Below are 13,480 nucleotides of genomic sequence, written 5' to 3'. Positions count from 1 at the left end.
TTCTGCGGTGGGTGACGGCAGTAGTTGACGGCAACGTCAGTGGACGGTGGCTCCGTACAGCGGCGAGTCGTCGCCGTCGTCGCGGGTCGACTCGTCGTTGGCAGGGCCGTCAAGGGCGATGCTGAGGGTGTCGATGGCGTCGCGCTGGAGGCGAAGTCGGACGTGGGCGTAGACGGTGGCGGTGACTCCGATGTGGGCGTGGCCGAGGAGTTCCTTGATGACGACGAGCTCGACGCCCTGTTCCAGGAGCAGGGTGGCCGTGGAGTGTCTGAGGTCGTGGAAGCGGATGCGGCGGAGGCCGGCCTTGCGGAGGAGCGTGGTGAAGGCGCGGGTGAGGTTGGTCGGGTCGATCGCTCTGCCCTGCGCGGTGGCGAACACGTGCCCGCTGTCCTGCCACGTGGTGCCTGCGGCTTCCCGTTCGCGCTGCTGCTGCTCGTGGTTGTGCTTCAGCGAGTGGAGGCAGCGGGTGGGGAGGGCGATGCGGCGTTCGGAGGCACGGGTCTTGGTGGGCAACGTGGTGAGTCCGCCGGTGCTGGTGCGCTGCAATGTGCGGCGGACGGCAGCGGTGCCCCGATCAAGGTCGAGATCTTCCCAGCGCAGGCCGAGGAGTTCGCCCTTGCGGAGTCCGGTGTGAAGGGCGAGTTCGAACAGGGCATGGAGCCGGTGACCCTGGGCCGTGGTGAGGAGTCGGCGGGCTTCGTCGGTGGTGAGGGGTTCGAAGCGTCGGGGCTGTGGGGTGCCGGTGCGGACGTTGCGGGCGACGTTGCGCGGGATTTCCTCTTCGCGGACGGCGTGCTCCAGGGCGGACTTGAGCACGGAGTGGATGTAGGTCAGGGTCAGCGGAGAGAGCCGCTTGGAGCAGCATGATCCGGTGGCGCAGCAACGGGGCTCATCACGCCGGGCATCGATGCCGCGTGCGCAGCACTGGCAGGTGGTGCGGAGCTGGTTGAGCCAGGTGCGGACGTCCTTGGCGGTGAGCTTGGTGAGCTTCTTCTTGCCCAGGCCGGGGATCAGGTACCGGTCGACGCAGGCGGCGTATCGCGTGTGGGTGTTCTCGCGTAGCTGGTGGACAGCGACGTTCTCCAGCCAGTACGTCAGGTACGCGGCCACGCTGCCCTGCGCGGAGGGCACGGGGAGGCCGCGGTTGCTGGCGGCGATCTTCTCGGTGAGCTTGGCCAGTGCTTCCTTGCGGGTGCTGCCGTAGACGCGTACGCGCTTGCGAGTGTTACCGGGGGCGAGGACGTATCCAGCGGCCTCCCAGCGGCTGTCCTTGCGCTGGTAAACGGTTCCGTCGCCGTTCGCACGGCTGCGGCGGGAGGCGGGGGTGTCGCGGGGCGTGGTCATCAGGCGGCGGCTTCCTGTTCGAGGCGGGTGTGGATGAAGTCGGCCAGCGCGTGGGCGGGGATGCGGCGGGCGCGGCCAAGGGTGATCGATGCGAGCTGGCGGGTGCGGAGCAGGTCGTAGACGGCGGAACGGCCGAGCTGGAGGCGGGCCATGACCTGGGGCACGGTCAGCAGTTCCTCCGACGCCCTCAGTCCCCGCCGGGTCGGGGCGGGTTCCTGCGCGTTCATCCGCAGCCCCCTTCGGCGATGAACCGGCGTTCCAGTTCCCTGCGGTGCCAGAGGTGGGCTGCGAGGAGCGCGCCGCCGGGGCTGTAGCCCGAGCCTTGGTAGGCCCAATGGCCGATGACGAGGGTGGTGTCCGGGTCGGAGGCGGGCAGGCCGGCGTGGGCGCGGGCCTGTTCGGTGCGCCAGGCGCGGCGGGCGGCGCGCAGCGCGCCCAGGGTGGTCGAGTAGGCGCGGGACTTGGTGGAGAAGTGGCCCCGGAAGCCGAGCATGTGCGCCCACTTCCAGAGCTTGAGGTCGGCGAACTCCGGCAGCTTTCCCAGCTCCCAGCAGGTGCGGATCATCTGCCGCACGTGCCGGGCGACGGCGAGCCGGGACAGCGGCAGAGCCTGCCCGGTGCCGTCGCACGCGGTGCACGGGAGCGGCGTTCCGTGGGGCAGCACGGTGGCGCCGCGTCCCTGGCAGGGGCGGCAGAAGAGGGCGCGGTCGAGGGTGCCGGAGGCGTCGGCGGACTTGGTGGCGTACTTCGCCACGTAGGCGGCCACGGCCTGATCGGTGAATTCGGCGTCGGTCCCGAAGGCCGTGATCTCGCGTACGTCGAACTGTTCGCCCCAGGTGAGTTCGCGTTCCCCGACCGCATCCGAGGTGACAGTGATGCGGACCCGCGCGGCGGCGGCGCGGGCGGCCTTGGTGAGTACGGCGACGGTGGCGTACGGCGGCGGGGGCTGGCTGGTGCCGTCCGGGCCGTCGAGTCGGATGACGGCGTGGAAGTGGACCAGGCCGCGCTGTTGGTACTCGGCGACCTTGGCGAAGGAGACCCGCAGGACTGCGTGGGCGGCCTTTTCGGTCATGCCGAGTCGGGCGGCGATCTCGCGGCGCAGGTAGGTGGTGAAGCGGGCCCACAGGGCGGAGGCGTGGGCGTTGAACAAGACCGCGCCTTCGTAGTCGTACGTCGCGGGGTTCAGCGGCGTTCCGATCAGAGCGTCGTCAACATCGTGGAGCTTGCGGCAGCGGCAGGGCCGGATGTCGCCGCCGGGGGTGGTGAGGCGGTTGTGGACGGGGCCGAAGGACGGTGGGGTGAGAGTGACGAAGACGCGGGGGTGGGTGCGGACGGTGTCGGGGACGTTCTTGCCACCGGACAGGCCGGCGCGGATGAGGTGGTAGGTGTCGGCGGCATAGAGGCGGGAGCAGGCCGGGCAGCGGGAGGCGCGGCGATTGCCACACGCGGTGAGCAGACTGCCCGTGGGCTCGGTGGAAGAGGTGTAGGAGCGCAGTACCTCGCCGGTTGTGGTGTCGACGGTGGTGGTGCGGCCGGTCAGGCGGACCGGTTCGGTGCAGCCTCCGAGGCGTTCGATCTGCTGCTGTGCGCGGTCGAATTCGGGGTGGTTGACCAGGTGGAGCAGGTCCCGCACGGCGGGGCTTGCCACGTGGCGCAGGTCCAGGGTGACCATTCGGGGCGTGTCCCTTCTGTCGGGGTGGATTGGCCCCGAGCAGCAACCGAACATGGTTGTGGGCGTGTTGGTGCTGCTCAGGGCATGACGAACCAGGCCCATGGGGTGGGCGTGGATTTCGGGGAGGGGTGATCCGGCCGGTGGCCGGGGTGGCTCAGAGTTGGGCGAGGGCGGCGGTGGCCACCGGCAGGGCGATGCCCATGCGGGTTGCGAGCTGGGCGGCGGTGACCGGCGCCCCATGCTCGGCGTGGTGGGTGTCCGCGATGCGCCGGGCCGCACTCAGCAGTGCGGCGGGCAGGGCCGGGCGGGAGCCGGTGGCAGGCGCCGTGGTGACGGCCGGGGCGGGGGCGGAGTCGGGGACCTTGAGCACGGTAGGCACTGCGGCCGGAGGCGGCGTAGGTGTCGAGGCGGGGACCGGCTCAGGGGCCGGAGCCGCCGTTTCGGGAGCGGGCGCCGAGGTGGGCACCGGCTCAGCGAGGGGTGCGGGGGTGATGGTTGCGGTGGTGTCCTCCCGGTGTGCGGCGGTGTGGAAGTGGGCGAGGAAGGTGGGGCCGACGTGGCCCCAGCCCAGGAGTAGGAGCGGGGCGACGGTGTCGAGGCAGGCGCGTCCGTAGCGTCCGGTCAGCAGGGGTTCGGCGGTGTTGAGGGCGAGGGTGAGCAGCCCGCACAGGTGGAGCAGCCGGGTGCCGGCCTTCAGCTCCGCCTTGGGGACGCCGCGCAGGGCCAGGAACCGGAGCGCGACCAGGAGGCCGACGACGGACAGGTCCACCATGGGCGCGATCAGCGGGGCGATCGGGCGGGGGACGCCGAGCCGCAGGGCGAGCGCCCAGACGTTACCGAAGGAGAAGACGAAGGCCAGGACCGCGATGACCGCCATGACCACGGTCACGGTGCGCCGGGTGAACCGTTCCTCCGCCATGCGCGGAACCTACTCTCAGGGCGTGGGGATCGGGGGCGTTCAGGGCTTGGCCAGGGGGACGGCCGGACCGTCCGGCCCCTCGTCGCCGGGGGTCGTGTGGCCGGTGGCGTCGAGAAGAGCGTCCAGGCACAGGGCGGGGTCGGCGGTCAGGTGCGAGGTGGCTTCCGCGATACGGGCGGCGTCGGCGTCGGAGACGTACGGGGTGCGGATGCGGGTAAAGCCGGGGCGTCCCTGCATCGCCATCACCGCGACCCCGACATAGGCGGGGTCCTGCAACGTCACCGGGCTGGCATCGGGCCAGTTGCGGATGTCGTCGCCCAGCGCGGCCACCGCGGCTTCCACCGTCTTCTGCGCGAACGACAGCCCGACTGGGCACACATCGCGGATGAAGGTCGGGATGGCATCCCCGGTGGTCTTCTGGCTGATCAGGATCACCAGGATGCCAACGCTGCGGCCCTTCTTGACCAGGTCCTCCACCAGCCGGGCGTTCTCCGCCGTCAGCGCAGCCAAACGTTTCGTCTCGGCGTCGCCGCCCTTGTACTCGCGGAAGAACGAGTGCGCCTCATCGATGAGCACCACCGTGAGCGGCCACAACCGCGAGGGGCCGACATGCCACATGTTCTTCACGCCCAGCACGTCCCGGATCACCGACGACCGCCGTCGGCGCAGCTGAACCAGGCGCTTGAACAACGCGTTGGCTTCGTCCAGGTCGTCGCCGCAGAACGCGAACATCCGCTTGACCAGGTCGGCGTAGTCGCCCTCCGAGGCTCGCGACACCTTCCCGTCGAAGCCCACGAACTGCACGGCCGCCGACGGCGCGAGGTCACAGACGAACTTGTTGATCCCCGAGGTCTTGCCCGCGCCGGGTGTGCCGGCCACCGTCACCCCGGGCACGTTGGCCAGGGACACGCAGACGGGTGCGGCGTACTCGTCCACGCCCAGTTCCCAGCGCGCCACGTCCTCCGGAGGGCGGCCGGTGGGCCGGTGCTTGGTCGGCGTGGTCAACGGGTCGGAGCGCACGCCACGGATCACCACCTTGCCGGGTCCGTCGGGCAGGACGGAGACCCGCGTGCACCGCCAGGCGTCCGCCAGGAAGCGTGCCGCCTTCTGGTACTCCTCCAGACCGACCTGCGGCAGCGTCCAGGCCCGCACAATCACCCCGAACCGGTCCGGCTTCACCTTGATCCTGGGAGTCAGTACCCGGGGCGCGGGGGCGGGACTGTCCTTCTGGGCGGTGAGCTGCGCGAGCAGACCCGGTGTCTTGTCGGTGACCGTCAGTCCGGCCATCCGAGCCAGGCGCACCCAGCCCCAGCGAACCCGGACGGCCTGCCGCATGCTGACCCTCGTGCCCCGGTCGGCCCGTGCGTAGCGCACCACCGTCACCAGCAGCCACACACCGACCACCACGACCACAGCCAGCAAGGCGTCCGGCGCGTAACCCGTCACGGCCTCCACGTCAGGCCCCCTCTTCGCGTATCAGGCGGAGCACATAGCCCAGGTCCAGGCGGGCCGCCTGCTCGGGGCTCAGGCTGAGCAGATCGAGCGCCGCGGCCGAGACGGCGAACGTGGCCTTGCCCTCGGTTCCCGGCAGGGGCCGGAGCGGATACAACTCCCGCTCCGGCACGGAGTTTTCGAAGCGGGTCACTGGGCCGCCTCCACCGTCACCAGTTCCAGGCGGGCGGCCCGGTAGGCGACGCCGTCGGAGAGCTGACCATTGAAGATCCGCGCCCACGGGGTCGCGAACAGCTCCACCGGCCGCACCATCGCGCCCGGCTTGAGCCCGGCCGCCAGGCCCGTCTCCGGAACCGTGATCTTCAGGACCTCGGCCCGGCCTTCTTCCATGAGCATCACGGTCACCGTGTACAGCGATGCGCCAGTCTCCCGGTCGGTGGCGACCTCCCCGGTCTGCTGGTCCTTGATCTTCAGCACCGGCTCGGTGCCCGCGATGCACACCGCCGACGGCAGCAGGGCAACACGGATTCGAGACATGGCCATGCCATCACATCCTCATCGTTCGAGATGGAGCCGCTTGATCGACTCGCCATGAGCATAGGGAGGTGAACGTAGATCTTGCAACCACGATCACCTTGTGAAGCGATTAGGTGGGTAGGCGGTCAGGCGGGAAGTGCAGGCATCTACCTGTAGCGGCCTGCCGGGCAGGCGATACCGTGGGGTCATGACCCTGCCCTTGGACGAGGACTCCCGGCCCCCCTATCTCCAGGCCGCTGCCGCCCTGCGCGACGCGATCCTGACCGGCGAGTTCACATCGGGCGAGCGCCTGCCTTCGGCGAACGTGCTCGGCGAGCGGTTCGGCGTCTCCAGCTCCACCGTCCAGAACGCCCTGCGGGTCCTCAAACAGGAAGGGCTGGTCTACTCCCAGCTCGGCCGAGGCAGCTTCGTCAGCTCGACGGCCAGCGAGGGCGATGCGCCGGCTACCTCAGTAGCGGACGCGGACGGAGAGGAGCCGGGCGCGGACTGGCCGGCCGATCTCATCCGTAACGACGACGGTCGCCCGCCCTATGTTCAGGTGGCCGACTTCCTCCGCCGCGACATCGCGGAGGGCACCTATCCTCCGGGCTCCCAGCTCCCGCCCGCCCGTGAGATCCAAGAGCGCTTCCAAGTCGCCAACTCCACCGCGCAGAACGCCTACCGGAGCCTCAAGCAGGAAGGGCTCGTGTACTCGGTCAAGGGCCGCGGTGTCTTCGTGCGCCAGGCCCCGGAGCCGGGCAAGCGCCACGGGCCGATCACGAACTACCTGCTACGGGAGGAGATCGTCCGTGAGGCCCGCGCAGCCGCCGCCGACTTCGCCGACCTCACCGATGACGAGCTCCTGGCACGGGAAGCGGAACTCGACCAGCGATGGGCCACGATCCGTGAGGAACACCAGCGGATCTTCAACGAGCGCCGGAAAATCAAACGCGAGACGAGCCGACGCGGCCTGTTCCTGCCTCCCCTCCATGACGACGACGCCGACTCGGACGCATCGCCGCGCGAGAAACTCGAAGCCGCACTGGCCGAGTCGAAGAAGCGACGGCAACAGCGCCCCTGACGGTCAGCCTGGCACCTTGGCCAGATGGGGTGACAGGGCGAGCTGTTCAGAGTTTCTTTACTTGATCAAGAAGGGCGTCCCGCTTGCGCGGGCCGCCGCGCGTCGGCGGCCGGTGGCCGCCGCCCGCTCCTGTCTGCCGCCCCGCTGGCGACGGCCACCGGCCACTCGGCGCGCAGTGGCAGACAAGCGAGCCGACTCCGATCCCGGAAGCAACCGCAGCGGCGCCGCCAGGCCGACTCCGCCGAACGCCGCACAGCACCACGTCAGGCTGCGGCAACCGAAGGCCGCGATCGATCGTCGTCGGCGTGGGTCACAGGCGAAGCCACAGATCGAGCAGCCCATCCCGCTGCCGAGCGGCCAGGCCGGAGCGGGGCGGATGCTGTGGCGGAAGGAAGAGGCGTGGTTGAGGCCGGTGCGGGGTTGCTGGAAGCACACGTGGCGGGTGATCTCTCGGCGCGCCCGCCGTCGTGGCTGACTTTCTGTGGCTGAGGTTGAAGGTGCGACGGGGATCAGGCGACCAGCGACGGTGGTGCGATCGTCCGTGCTCGGTCGTACAGGTCGAGCGCCGTCGCGTTCTTCAGATGAGGGCGCAGGAGACCGAACATCGCCTTCACGCGGTCGTCGGCGCGGCCGGACTGCACCTTGGGGTAGTCGTCGAGGGCCTGGTGCCAGGTGGCGCAGGCCGCTTCCAGGTGGCCGAGTTCCAACTGCCGCTCTGCCAACAGGCCACGACGGTGTACTCGTGTGCGCTGGTACACGCTTGGGCGGAGCCGGTCCGCTTGCTGCATGGCGTCGACGGCTCCGGCCTTGTCACCGAGTTCGTAACGGACCTGGCTGACGTGGTAGTTGAGCGAAGAGGGGTCATACGAGCCGAACGCCTTACCGCGTGACTCGGCACGGTCCATGGCCGCCTCGGCCTCCCGGATGCAGCGCAGCGCACCCGTACGGTCGCCGGTCTGCGCGGCGGCGTGTGCCTGCTGGCCGACGAGGAAGGCCAGCATCCGAGGGCCGGCCTTCGGGGAGGCGGCGGCAGCGGCGTCGGCCAGCTCCATGGCCTTCGCCCCGTGGCGGAGGTCGACCGCCTGGACGCTCATGCCCCGCAGGGTGGTGCAGTACGTCAGGTGGTCCTCGGCCGCGCCCGCCAGCTCCAGGGCCTTGACGTAGTAGCGCTGCGCGAGACCGTGCAGACCTTCGTCCACGGCCATGTAGCCGGTCAGGTAGAGCAGGTCCGAGGCGGCGGACAGCATCGCCTTGCGTACGTCCTCGGGTGCGTCGGCGCGCAGGTAGGAGGCCACGGTGTTGACCATGAACGAGGCCGCCATGGGGCGTGCGTGACGACCGCCGAACTCGTCGTCCAGTTCCGAAACACGCTCGGTCATGGCGATGACCATGTCCACTTCGTTCATACCGATGCGACTCGTGCGGCCAAACTGAATGGCATCGGCACGCCCGACTACATCAGGCCAGCCGGGAATGGTGACGGCCACGGAGAACAGGCCGGCACCCAGGACACTCCGGCGGGACGGGTCCATATCCAGCCTCCCCAGGTCGATCACCCCTTCCACGGTATCCGCAGCCGCGGAGGAGCGATTGCGTGGAACGGGCAGCCCGGCCTCGGCATGGGTGACGGGGCGGCCGAGGCGGCGGGAGAGAGCTTCGAGGATGCATCCGCGCACCGCACCCCGAGGGACGGTGCCGCCCAGCCAGTGGCTCACCGCCGACTCGTCGTAACGCAGAGGGATCCCGGTCTCCGTACCGACGCGGTTCACCGCCCGTGCGAACTGGCGGTGAGTCCAGCGGCTCTCGGCGAGCAGGCGCCCGAGCGCCGCGTTCGGTTCACGCTTGGCCATGCCCTCAACTCCCCGTGACCTTGCGAACTTTCATGGCTTTCAAGTCCTGGTGCTGCGGCAACGGTACCGCTGAGCGTGGTCGTGCGGTTGCGTAGAGACAGCAGGCAACGGCGAGTCCTCGCCGCAGCCGTCGTCTGAAGGGCTGAGGGATGAGAAGCGAAGCACGGGCCCGTCTGGCTCGGATGACCGAGGAGCGGGGCATGGACGGGGTGTTGAGGATCGACTCCTACGAGGGCGCGGACCTGCCGCCGGGTTCGAACCGGTTCTCGCCGTGTCTCTGCCCGCAGCACGGCAGTGCCACGCCCGAGTACGGCGCGGAGAAGCTGAGCGTCGCAGTACGCGAGGCCAACCAGCGCAGCCGCGGAGAGCGGCTGTGAGCCGGATAGCCGAAGCCGTCGGCCGCTACGTCGGACCACTCCTGATCATCATCATCTCGGGATCGGCCGGCTTCGTCCTGGGCGTCGCCGCCGCATCCACCCCCACCTGACTCCTCCCCGTCACGCATCCAGGCTCCCCACCTGTGATGAGGGAGGGCCCGCCGTCGGAAGCGGTGGGCACCCCGTCCGGCTGCCTTCTTCGCAAGGGTCCGGCAGCCGGACGGGTCCAACTCCGCAGCATCCGCCGCGGAGTCCACTGAAAACCGTAAGGGAGAAAACGATGAACGTGGACGAGCTGTTCACCGGCGACCTGATCACCGGCGTCCCGGCCGTCGAAGCCGCGCTGCTCGACAAGATGCCGGGCGGCGGCGACAACAACGGCGACCACTGCAGCAAGTGATCCAGGGCTGACGCCAGGCGGGGCGGGGCCATACGCGGCCCCGCCCCGCCGCACGACATCGGAAAGGGACGACATGCTGTCGATGCGTCTGCGCCTGGCCGATCTCCAGGAGCCCAAGTGGAGATCACAGGGCGGCCGTTGGATCAACGGCGAGAGCTGGATCGAGCCCGCGAACGTGTCCACTCTCGTCATGGAGGTCAACGACGACCAAGCGCCGCGCGTACGGGTCCGGGTGAAGGAGTGCAAGCGGGACGAGGCCGACTTCGTCGAACTCACCATGGAGCCCGGACAAGCCCGCCTGGCGGCGGGTGTCTTCGGTACAGCTCCGCTCTATCTGACAGAGAAGGCCGGCGAACTGCACGCTTCGTGGGACCTGACACTGCTGCGACCGCATCTGCGGGCCGACCGTCTGGTGGCGCGTGTCGTCGCCCGCACGCTGACGAGGCAGCACCGCTACACGTCCGAGACGCTCTTCCAAGGCGTCTACCGCCTCACCGAACGGGCAACGGCCACGTTCACCCCTTCGGGACTCAGCATCCACTACCCCGACCCCGCCGAACACGTACTTGAGCCACGTACGCTGCGGCCCGGCGTTGATCCACTCGCCGCTCTGGACGAGTTGCTGACCGACGTGATCCGCCAGGCGCCGACGGCAACCGGATGTGTGGGTGTTGAGCTGTCCGGCGGCGCGGACTCCGGGAACGTCGCCCTGGCCGTGAAAGCAGCCCGCTTCCCCGAGGTGTACAGCTTCGGCCTGCTGGTGGGAGGGAGCACCGGCAGGCAGCAGCGCGAGCGGCGTCGGGCCCTTGTGGAGCACTGCGGCTTCCGGGACACGGCCACCCCCGCCATGCAGCACCCACCCTTCTGCCCTGGCGGCGTGCGCGCTCTGCGCAGGCCGCACGATCCGGCGGGAGCCTTCTACCAGGAGGCGTTCAATGTCGTGCGCGAGCAGGCAGCCGCCCGGCGGTGCGAGGTCATGTTCACGGGCAGCGGCGGGGACGAGATCAACGCCCACCACTCCAGGACACAGGCCGAACTGCCGACACCGGAACCCGTGCCGTGGCTCGGCGACAAAGCAATCCGAGCGCTCGCCGAAGTCAACGAGCACCTGGCCCCCATCCCAGTGCTGCCCGTACCGACCCTGATGGCGTTCGGGATGCACAACCCCGGATTCCTTCAGGCCGGAATCTGGCCGGTGAGTCCGCTCGCGCACCCGCGGATCGTGCGGTTCATGGAGCAGCTACCGCACGAGCACAAGCGAGGCAAGGCGTTGTTCCGCGAGCGGATCCGGCGGGCCGGGCTGCCCGGGTGGGTGGCCGCGCCGACCGAACCGGAGAACTTCCTGGCCGTCCTGGAGAAGGGTTTGCGTTCCTACGGCTTGCCGGTCTTGGACGACATGCTGAAGGAGTCAATCCTGATGGACCTCGGCTACGTTGACGGCAAGGCTCTCGCCAAGGCGGGGAGGAACGCCGACTCCGCGCCGGTCGTCCCCGATCTGCTGTGCGATGTGCTCGCCCTGGAGGTCGGACTGCGAAGCCTCATGTGACCAGCCCCGACACGGAAGCCGAGCACGTGGAAGCCACCAACCTCCTGTACCGCGATCCGGCACTCTACGACGTGGTCCAGTCCGACAGCACGAGCGCCGGAATGTGCCAGACCCTGATCGAGCTGCACAGGCCGGACGCCCGGACCCTGGTCGACTTCGGATGCGGTACCGGCCGCGACCTGGAGATCCTCGCCAAGCGCTTCGAGTGCATCGGCGTGGACCTCCAGCCCGGCATGGTCGAGTACGCCCACCAGGCCCGGCCCGGGCTGGACATCCGCACCGGCGACATGCGCACCGCACGACTCGGCAGCCGCATGGACGTGGTGACGTGCATGGGCAACAGCCTGGCCTACGTGCACGACAACGAGGCAATCAGCCAGGTCTTCGCCACCTTCGCCGCCCACGCCCGGCCAGGAGCGCTGCTCGTGCTGTGTTCCCCCGTCGCCCCGATCACCCAGGCCGAGCCGACCACCGCTATGGTCGACACCCCGACGGGATCCGCGACCGTCACCATCCGCCACACGTGGGACTTGCGTACCCAGATCAACACCATGCACCGGCACTGGATGCTCCCCTCGGGCGACGAGGCCCGAGACGAGATCCGCAGACGTGTCCTGTTCCCCCAGGAGCTCGAACGCTACGCGGAGGCCGCCGGCTTCGAGGTCCTGGACATGCTCGACGGCACAGGGACAGGGCTTACTGGCCCCACCGCATACACGGTGGCCCGACAAAATTCGCGGTGACCGGCGGAGCGAGAATGGCACCAGCACCGCCGCCCGACTCCTGACGGCAGTAGCGACGGCAACACCCACGGATTTCCCCGCACATCCACGGACACCAGCGGAACGCAAATCACGCGCTGACCTGCGAAGAAGCAGGTAGAGGGGTACCGCGTAGCACACGTACTATGTCCTCGCTGGGGCCACCCCGGTCCTGGTACATAACGCCGGAGGGGGCGACAGGTTTAATTACCTCGATCGCTCCGGATACAGCAATTACGTGCTTGTTGATCGTGGTGGCAGCGTCTATTACTCCGGCATGTTCGGTCCCGGTGATACACCGGCAGGTGTGCAGTATCGGCATGGCAACAACCGCAACAGGTTCGATCCGGCCAACGGCGACACAATGAGGGTTGTGCCCGGAACAAGGACGTACGGCGAGTCTCGTCTGATGGAGCAGCGACTCTCCGAGCAGCACGGCACGAACATCGGCCGCGACGGCAGCAACTATCGTGGTAACCGTCAGAACCCGCTGGCCGGTAGCAAGCTTGCGGAGTACGAAGCCTACGAGGCGAAGAAGCTTGGAGGATGCCCGTGAGTGACGCATCATTTTCTGCCGACGCTCTGGAAGATTCCGTCTCTCGGCTTACGGCGCTCTCGACTGAATTCTTCGAGCAAGTAGGAAAGCTGCCATCGCTTGGAGAGCTTCTGGAGATCCTCGGGTGGGCGTCGTATGGCATTTACCCGGCTCCGCTCACCTTCAAAGCGAAGCTAAAGGGGAATAGGAGCTACGAGCGCCGCAGCGACTCACTCGTGGATGAACTCAACGATTCCATCTTTGTTGATGGAGCTGCTTTTCTGGATGTCTTGGCGAGAGAGCCAAGCGGTCAGCTACTGTCGACATCTGGCATGGCCTCAGCTCTTGCTGCAACACTCAACGATCCCAGAATTTCTCTTGAGGATGTCGAAAGTGAAGAATGGGTGAGGCTAACTGTAAATCCCCAGAAGAGGATTACCAAGCCCAAGATCGGCGATATCTTGGCCATCCCCGCCAAGGGGGGCAGCTACTATATGGCCTTGATTGTGGCGCGGAACCGCTTTGGCACTGCACTTGGATTCCTGCGCGGGAAGTATCTCGTTCCAAAACCCAAGAGTAGGGATTCTTCAGTGGCGCGTCGGTTCCCTGTCTACACCGATGACCGTCTCGTCTCGACAGGAGTCTGGAATGTCGTCGCTCATGACGAGAGTCTCCTCTCTCTATTTCCTGCGGAGCCGGAGATTTATCATGCGCCGGATCTGCAATGGCCTGGCGTCGACTTGGGCGAGTTCGGTGCTGCCGAAACTGCGGCTGGAAGTATTCGCCTGATCGGACTTGATGAGGCGCGTGAAGTCGGCCTCCTTGACGGCACCTACCAGCAATCCTACCTCGGTGAGTCCGTGCAGCAGCTCATGGATGATTCAGTTGATTGCTGTTGATCTGAAACCCAAAAGTCCTATTCGATGATGTACCTGATCTTAAATTCCTGAGGTAGACCTGGCGACAGCTGATGATCCATCAGGTATGCCGGTGGTATGCGGTACGCGACGGGTGGCGGGCTGACCGT

At 68.1% G+C, this 13,480-nt stretch carries 14 protein-coding genes; 6 read left to right on the top strand and 8 right to left on the bottom strand.

The window, feature by feature from the left end; all coding sequences use genetic code 11:
• Positions 1-36 precede the first annotated feature (36 nt).
• The 7 genes from ACWD3C_RS00070 to ACWD3C_RS00040 all read right to left on the bottom strand — a co-directional run bounded on the left by ACWD3C_RS00070 (position 37) and on the right by ACWD3C_RS00040 (position 5,930).
• Positions 37-1,344 carry a tyrosine-type recombinase/integrase gene (locus ACWD3C_RS00070; RefSeq protein WP_451138323.1) on the bottom strand — a complete coding sequence of 436 codons (1,308 nt, stop codon included), beginning with the start codon at positions 1,342-1,344 and terminating at the stop codon, positions 37-39.
• A complete protein-coding gene (locus tag ACWD3C_RS00065; RefSeq protein ID WP_451138321.1) occupies positions 1,344-1,571 on the bottom strand; it encodes a helix-turn-helix domain-containing protein in 228 nt (75 codons plus the stop codon). Before ACWD3C_RS00065 ends, ACWD3C_RS00070 begins: the two co-directional genes overlap by 1 nt.
• Complete coding sequence (locus ACWD3C_RS00060) at positions 1,568-3,016, bottom strand: replication initiator (protein WP_451138319.1); 1,449 nt, start codon at positions 3,014-3,016, stop codon at positions 1,568-1,570. The genes ACWD3C_RS00065 and ACWD3C_RS00060 overlap by 4 nt, the downstream gene beginning before the upstream one ends.
• 154 nt (positions 3,017-3,170) lie before the next feature.
• Positions 3,171-3,935, bottom strand: a complete 765-nt coding sequence (locus ACWD3C_RS00055) for a DUF2637 domain-containing protein (RefSeq protein ID WP_451138317.1) — start codon at positions 3,933-3,935, stop codon at positions 3,171-3,173.
• A gap of 39 nt (positions 3,936-3,974) precedes the next feature.
• Positions 3,975-5,390: an FtsK/SpoIIIE domain-containing protein gene (locus ACWD3C_RS00050; RefSeq protein WP_451138315.1), complete on the bottom strand. Its 1,416-nt coding sequence runs from the start codon at positions 5,388-5,390 to the stop codon at positions 3,975-3,977.
• Position 5,391: 1 nt separating this feature from the next.
• Positions 5,392-5,580, bottom strand: coding sequence for a hypothetical protein (locus tag ACWD3C_RS00045; RefSeq protein ID WP_451138313.1), 189 nt, complete (start codon positions 5,578-5,580; stop codon positions 5,392-5,394).
• Positions 5,577-5,930, bottom strand: coding sequence for an SCO3933 family regulatory protein (locus ACWD3C_RS00040; RefSeq protein ID WP_451138311.1), 354 nt, complete (start codon positions 5,928-5,930; stop codon positions 5,577-5,579). Before ACWD3C_RS00040 ends, ACWD3C_RS00045 begins: the two co-directional genes overlap by 4 nt.
• Positions 5,931-6,111: 181 nt before the next feature.
• Here ACWD3C_RS00040 and ACWD3C_RS00035 point away from each other — a divergent pair, with 181 nt between their 5' ends.
• Positions 6,112-6,984 carry a GntR family transcriptional regulator gene (locus tag ACWD3C_RS00035; protein WP_451138309.1) on the top strand — a complete coding sequence of 291 codons (873 nt, stop codon included), beginning with the start codon at positions 6,112-6,114 and terminating at the stop codon, positions 6,982-6,984.
• A 509-nt stretch (positions 6,985-7,493) separates the two neighbouring features.
• Here ACWD3C_RS00035 and ACWD3C_RS00030 read toward each other — a convergent pair.
• The gene (locus tag ACWD3C_RS00030) at positions 7,494-8,834 is read right to left on the bottom strand and encodes a tetratricopeptide repeat protein (protein WP_451138307.1); all 1,341 of its coding nucleotides are present in this window, start codon (positions 8,832-8,834) and stop codon (positions 7,494-7,496) included.
• A gap of 149 nt (positions 8,835-8,983) precedes the next feature.
• Here ACWD3C_RS00030 and ACWD3C_RS00025 point away from each other — a divergent pair, with 149 nt between their 5' ends.
• The 5 genes from ACWD3C_RS00025 to ACWD3C_RS00005 all read left to right on the top strand — a co-directional run bounded on the left by ACWD3C_RS00025 (position 8,984) and on the right by ACWD3C_RS00005 (position 13,352).
• Complete coding sequence (locus ACWD3C_RS00025) at positions 8,984-9,211, top strand: hypothetical protein (RefSeq protein ID WP_451138305.1); 228 nt, start codon at positions 8,984-8,986, stop codon at positions 9,209-9,211.
• Positions 9,212-9,684: 473 nt separating this feature from the next.
• Positions 9,685-11,157: an asparagine synthase-related protein gene (locus ACWD3C_RS00020; RefSeq protein ID WP_398227541.1), complete on the top strand. Its 1,473-nt coding sequence runs from the start codon at positions 9,685-9,687 to the stop codon at positions 11,155-11,157.
• Positions 11,154-11,900 (top strand): class I SAM-dependent methyltransferase, encoded by a 747-nt coding sequence (locus ACWD3C_RS00015; protein ID WP_451138303.1) that lies wholly within the window; start codon positions 11,154-11,156, stop codon positions 11,898-11,900. Before ACWD3C_RS00020 ends, ACWD3C_RS00015 begins: the two co-directional genes overlap by 4 nt.
• A 256-nt stretch (positions 11,901-12,156) precedes the next feature.
• A complete protein-coding gene (locus ACWD3C_RS00010; RefSeq protein ID WP_451138301.1) occupies positions 12,157-12,474 on the top strand; it encodes a hypothetical protein in 318 nt (105 codons plus the stop codon).
• A complete protein-coding gene (locus ACWD3C_RS00005) occupies positions 12,471-13,352 on the top strand; it encodes a hypothetical protein (RefSeq protein ID WP_451138299.1) in 882 nt (293 codons plus the stop codon). Before ACWD3C_RS00010 ends, ACWD3C_RS00005 begins: the two co-directional genes overlap by 4 nt.
• Positions 13,353-13,480 lie beyond the last annotated feature (128 nt).

The organism is Streptomyces sp. NPDC002845, assembly GCF_053591955.1.
The sequence above is the reverse complement of the archived record's forward strand: the minus strand, read 5'-3'. Positions and strand labels throughout refer to the sequence as shown.

Coding starts and splice junctions, on each gene's coding strand:
- ACWD3C_RS00040 (WP_451138311.1), bottom strand. CDS start 5,930: ATGGCCATGTCTCGAATCCGTGTTGCCCTGCTGCCGTCGGCGGTGTGC.
- ACWD3C_RS00060 (WP_451138319.1), bottom strand. CDS start 3,016: ATGGTCACCCTGGACCTGCGCCACGTGGCAAGCCCCGCCGTGCGGGAC.
- ACWD3C_RS00025 (WP_451138305.1), top strand. CDS start 8,984: ATGAGAAGCGAAGCACGGGCCCGTCTGGCTCGGATGACCGAGGAGCGG.
- ACWD3C_RS00020 (WP_398227541.1), top strand. CDS start 9,685: ATGCTGTCGATGCGTCTGCGCCTGGCCGATCTCCAGGAGCCCAAGTGG.
- ACWD3C_RS00030 (WP_451138307.1), bottom strand. CDS start 8,834: ATGGCCAAGCGTGAACCGAACGCGGCGCTCGGGCGCCTGCTCGCCGAG.
- ACWD3C_RS00070 (WP_451138323.1), bottom strand. CDS start 1,344: ATGACCACGCCCCGCGACACCCCCGCCTCCCGCCGCAGCCGTGCGAAC.
- ACWD3C_RS00055 (WP_451138317.1), bottom strand. CDS start 3,935: ATGGCGGAGGAACGGTTCACCCGGCGCACCGTGACCGTGGTCATGGCG.
- ACWD3C_RS00065 (WP_451138321.1), bottom strand. CDS start 1,571: ATGAACGCGCAGGAACCCGCCCCGACCCGGCGGGGACTGAGGGCGTCG.
- ACWD3C_RS00035 (WP_451138309.1), top strand. CDS start 6,112: ATGACCCTGCCCTTGGACGAGGACTCCCGGCCCCCCTATCTCCAGGCC.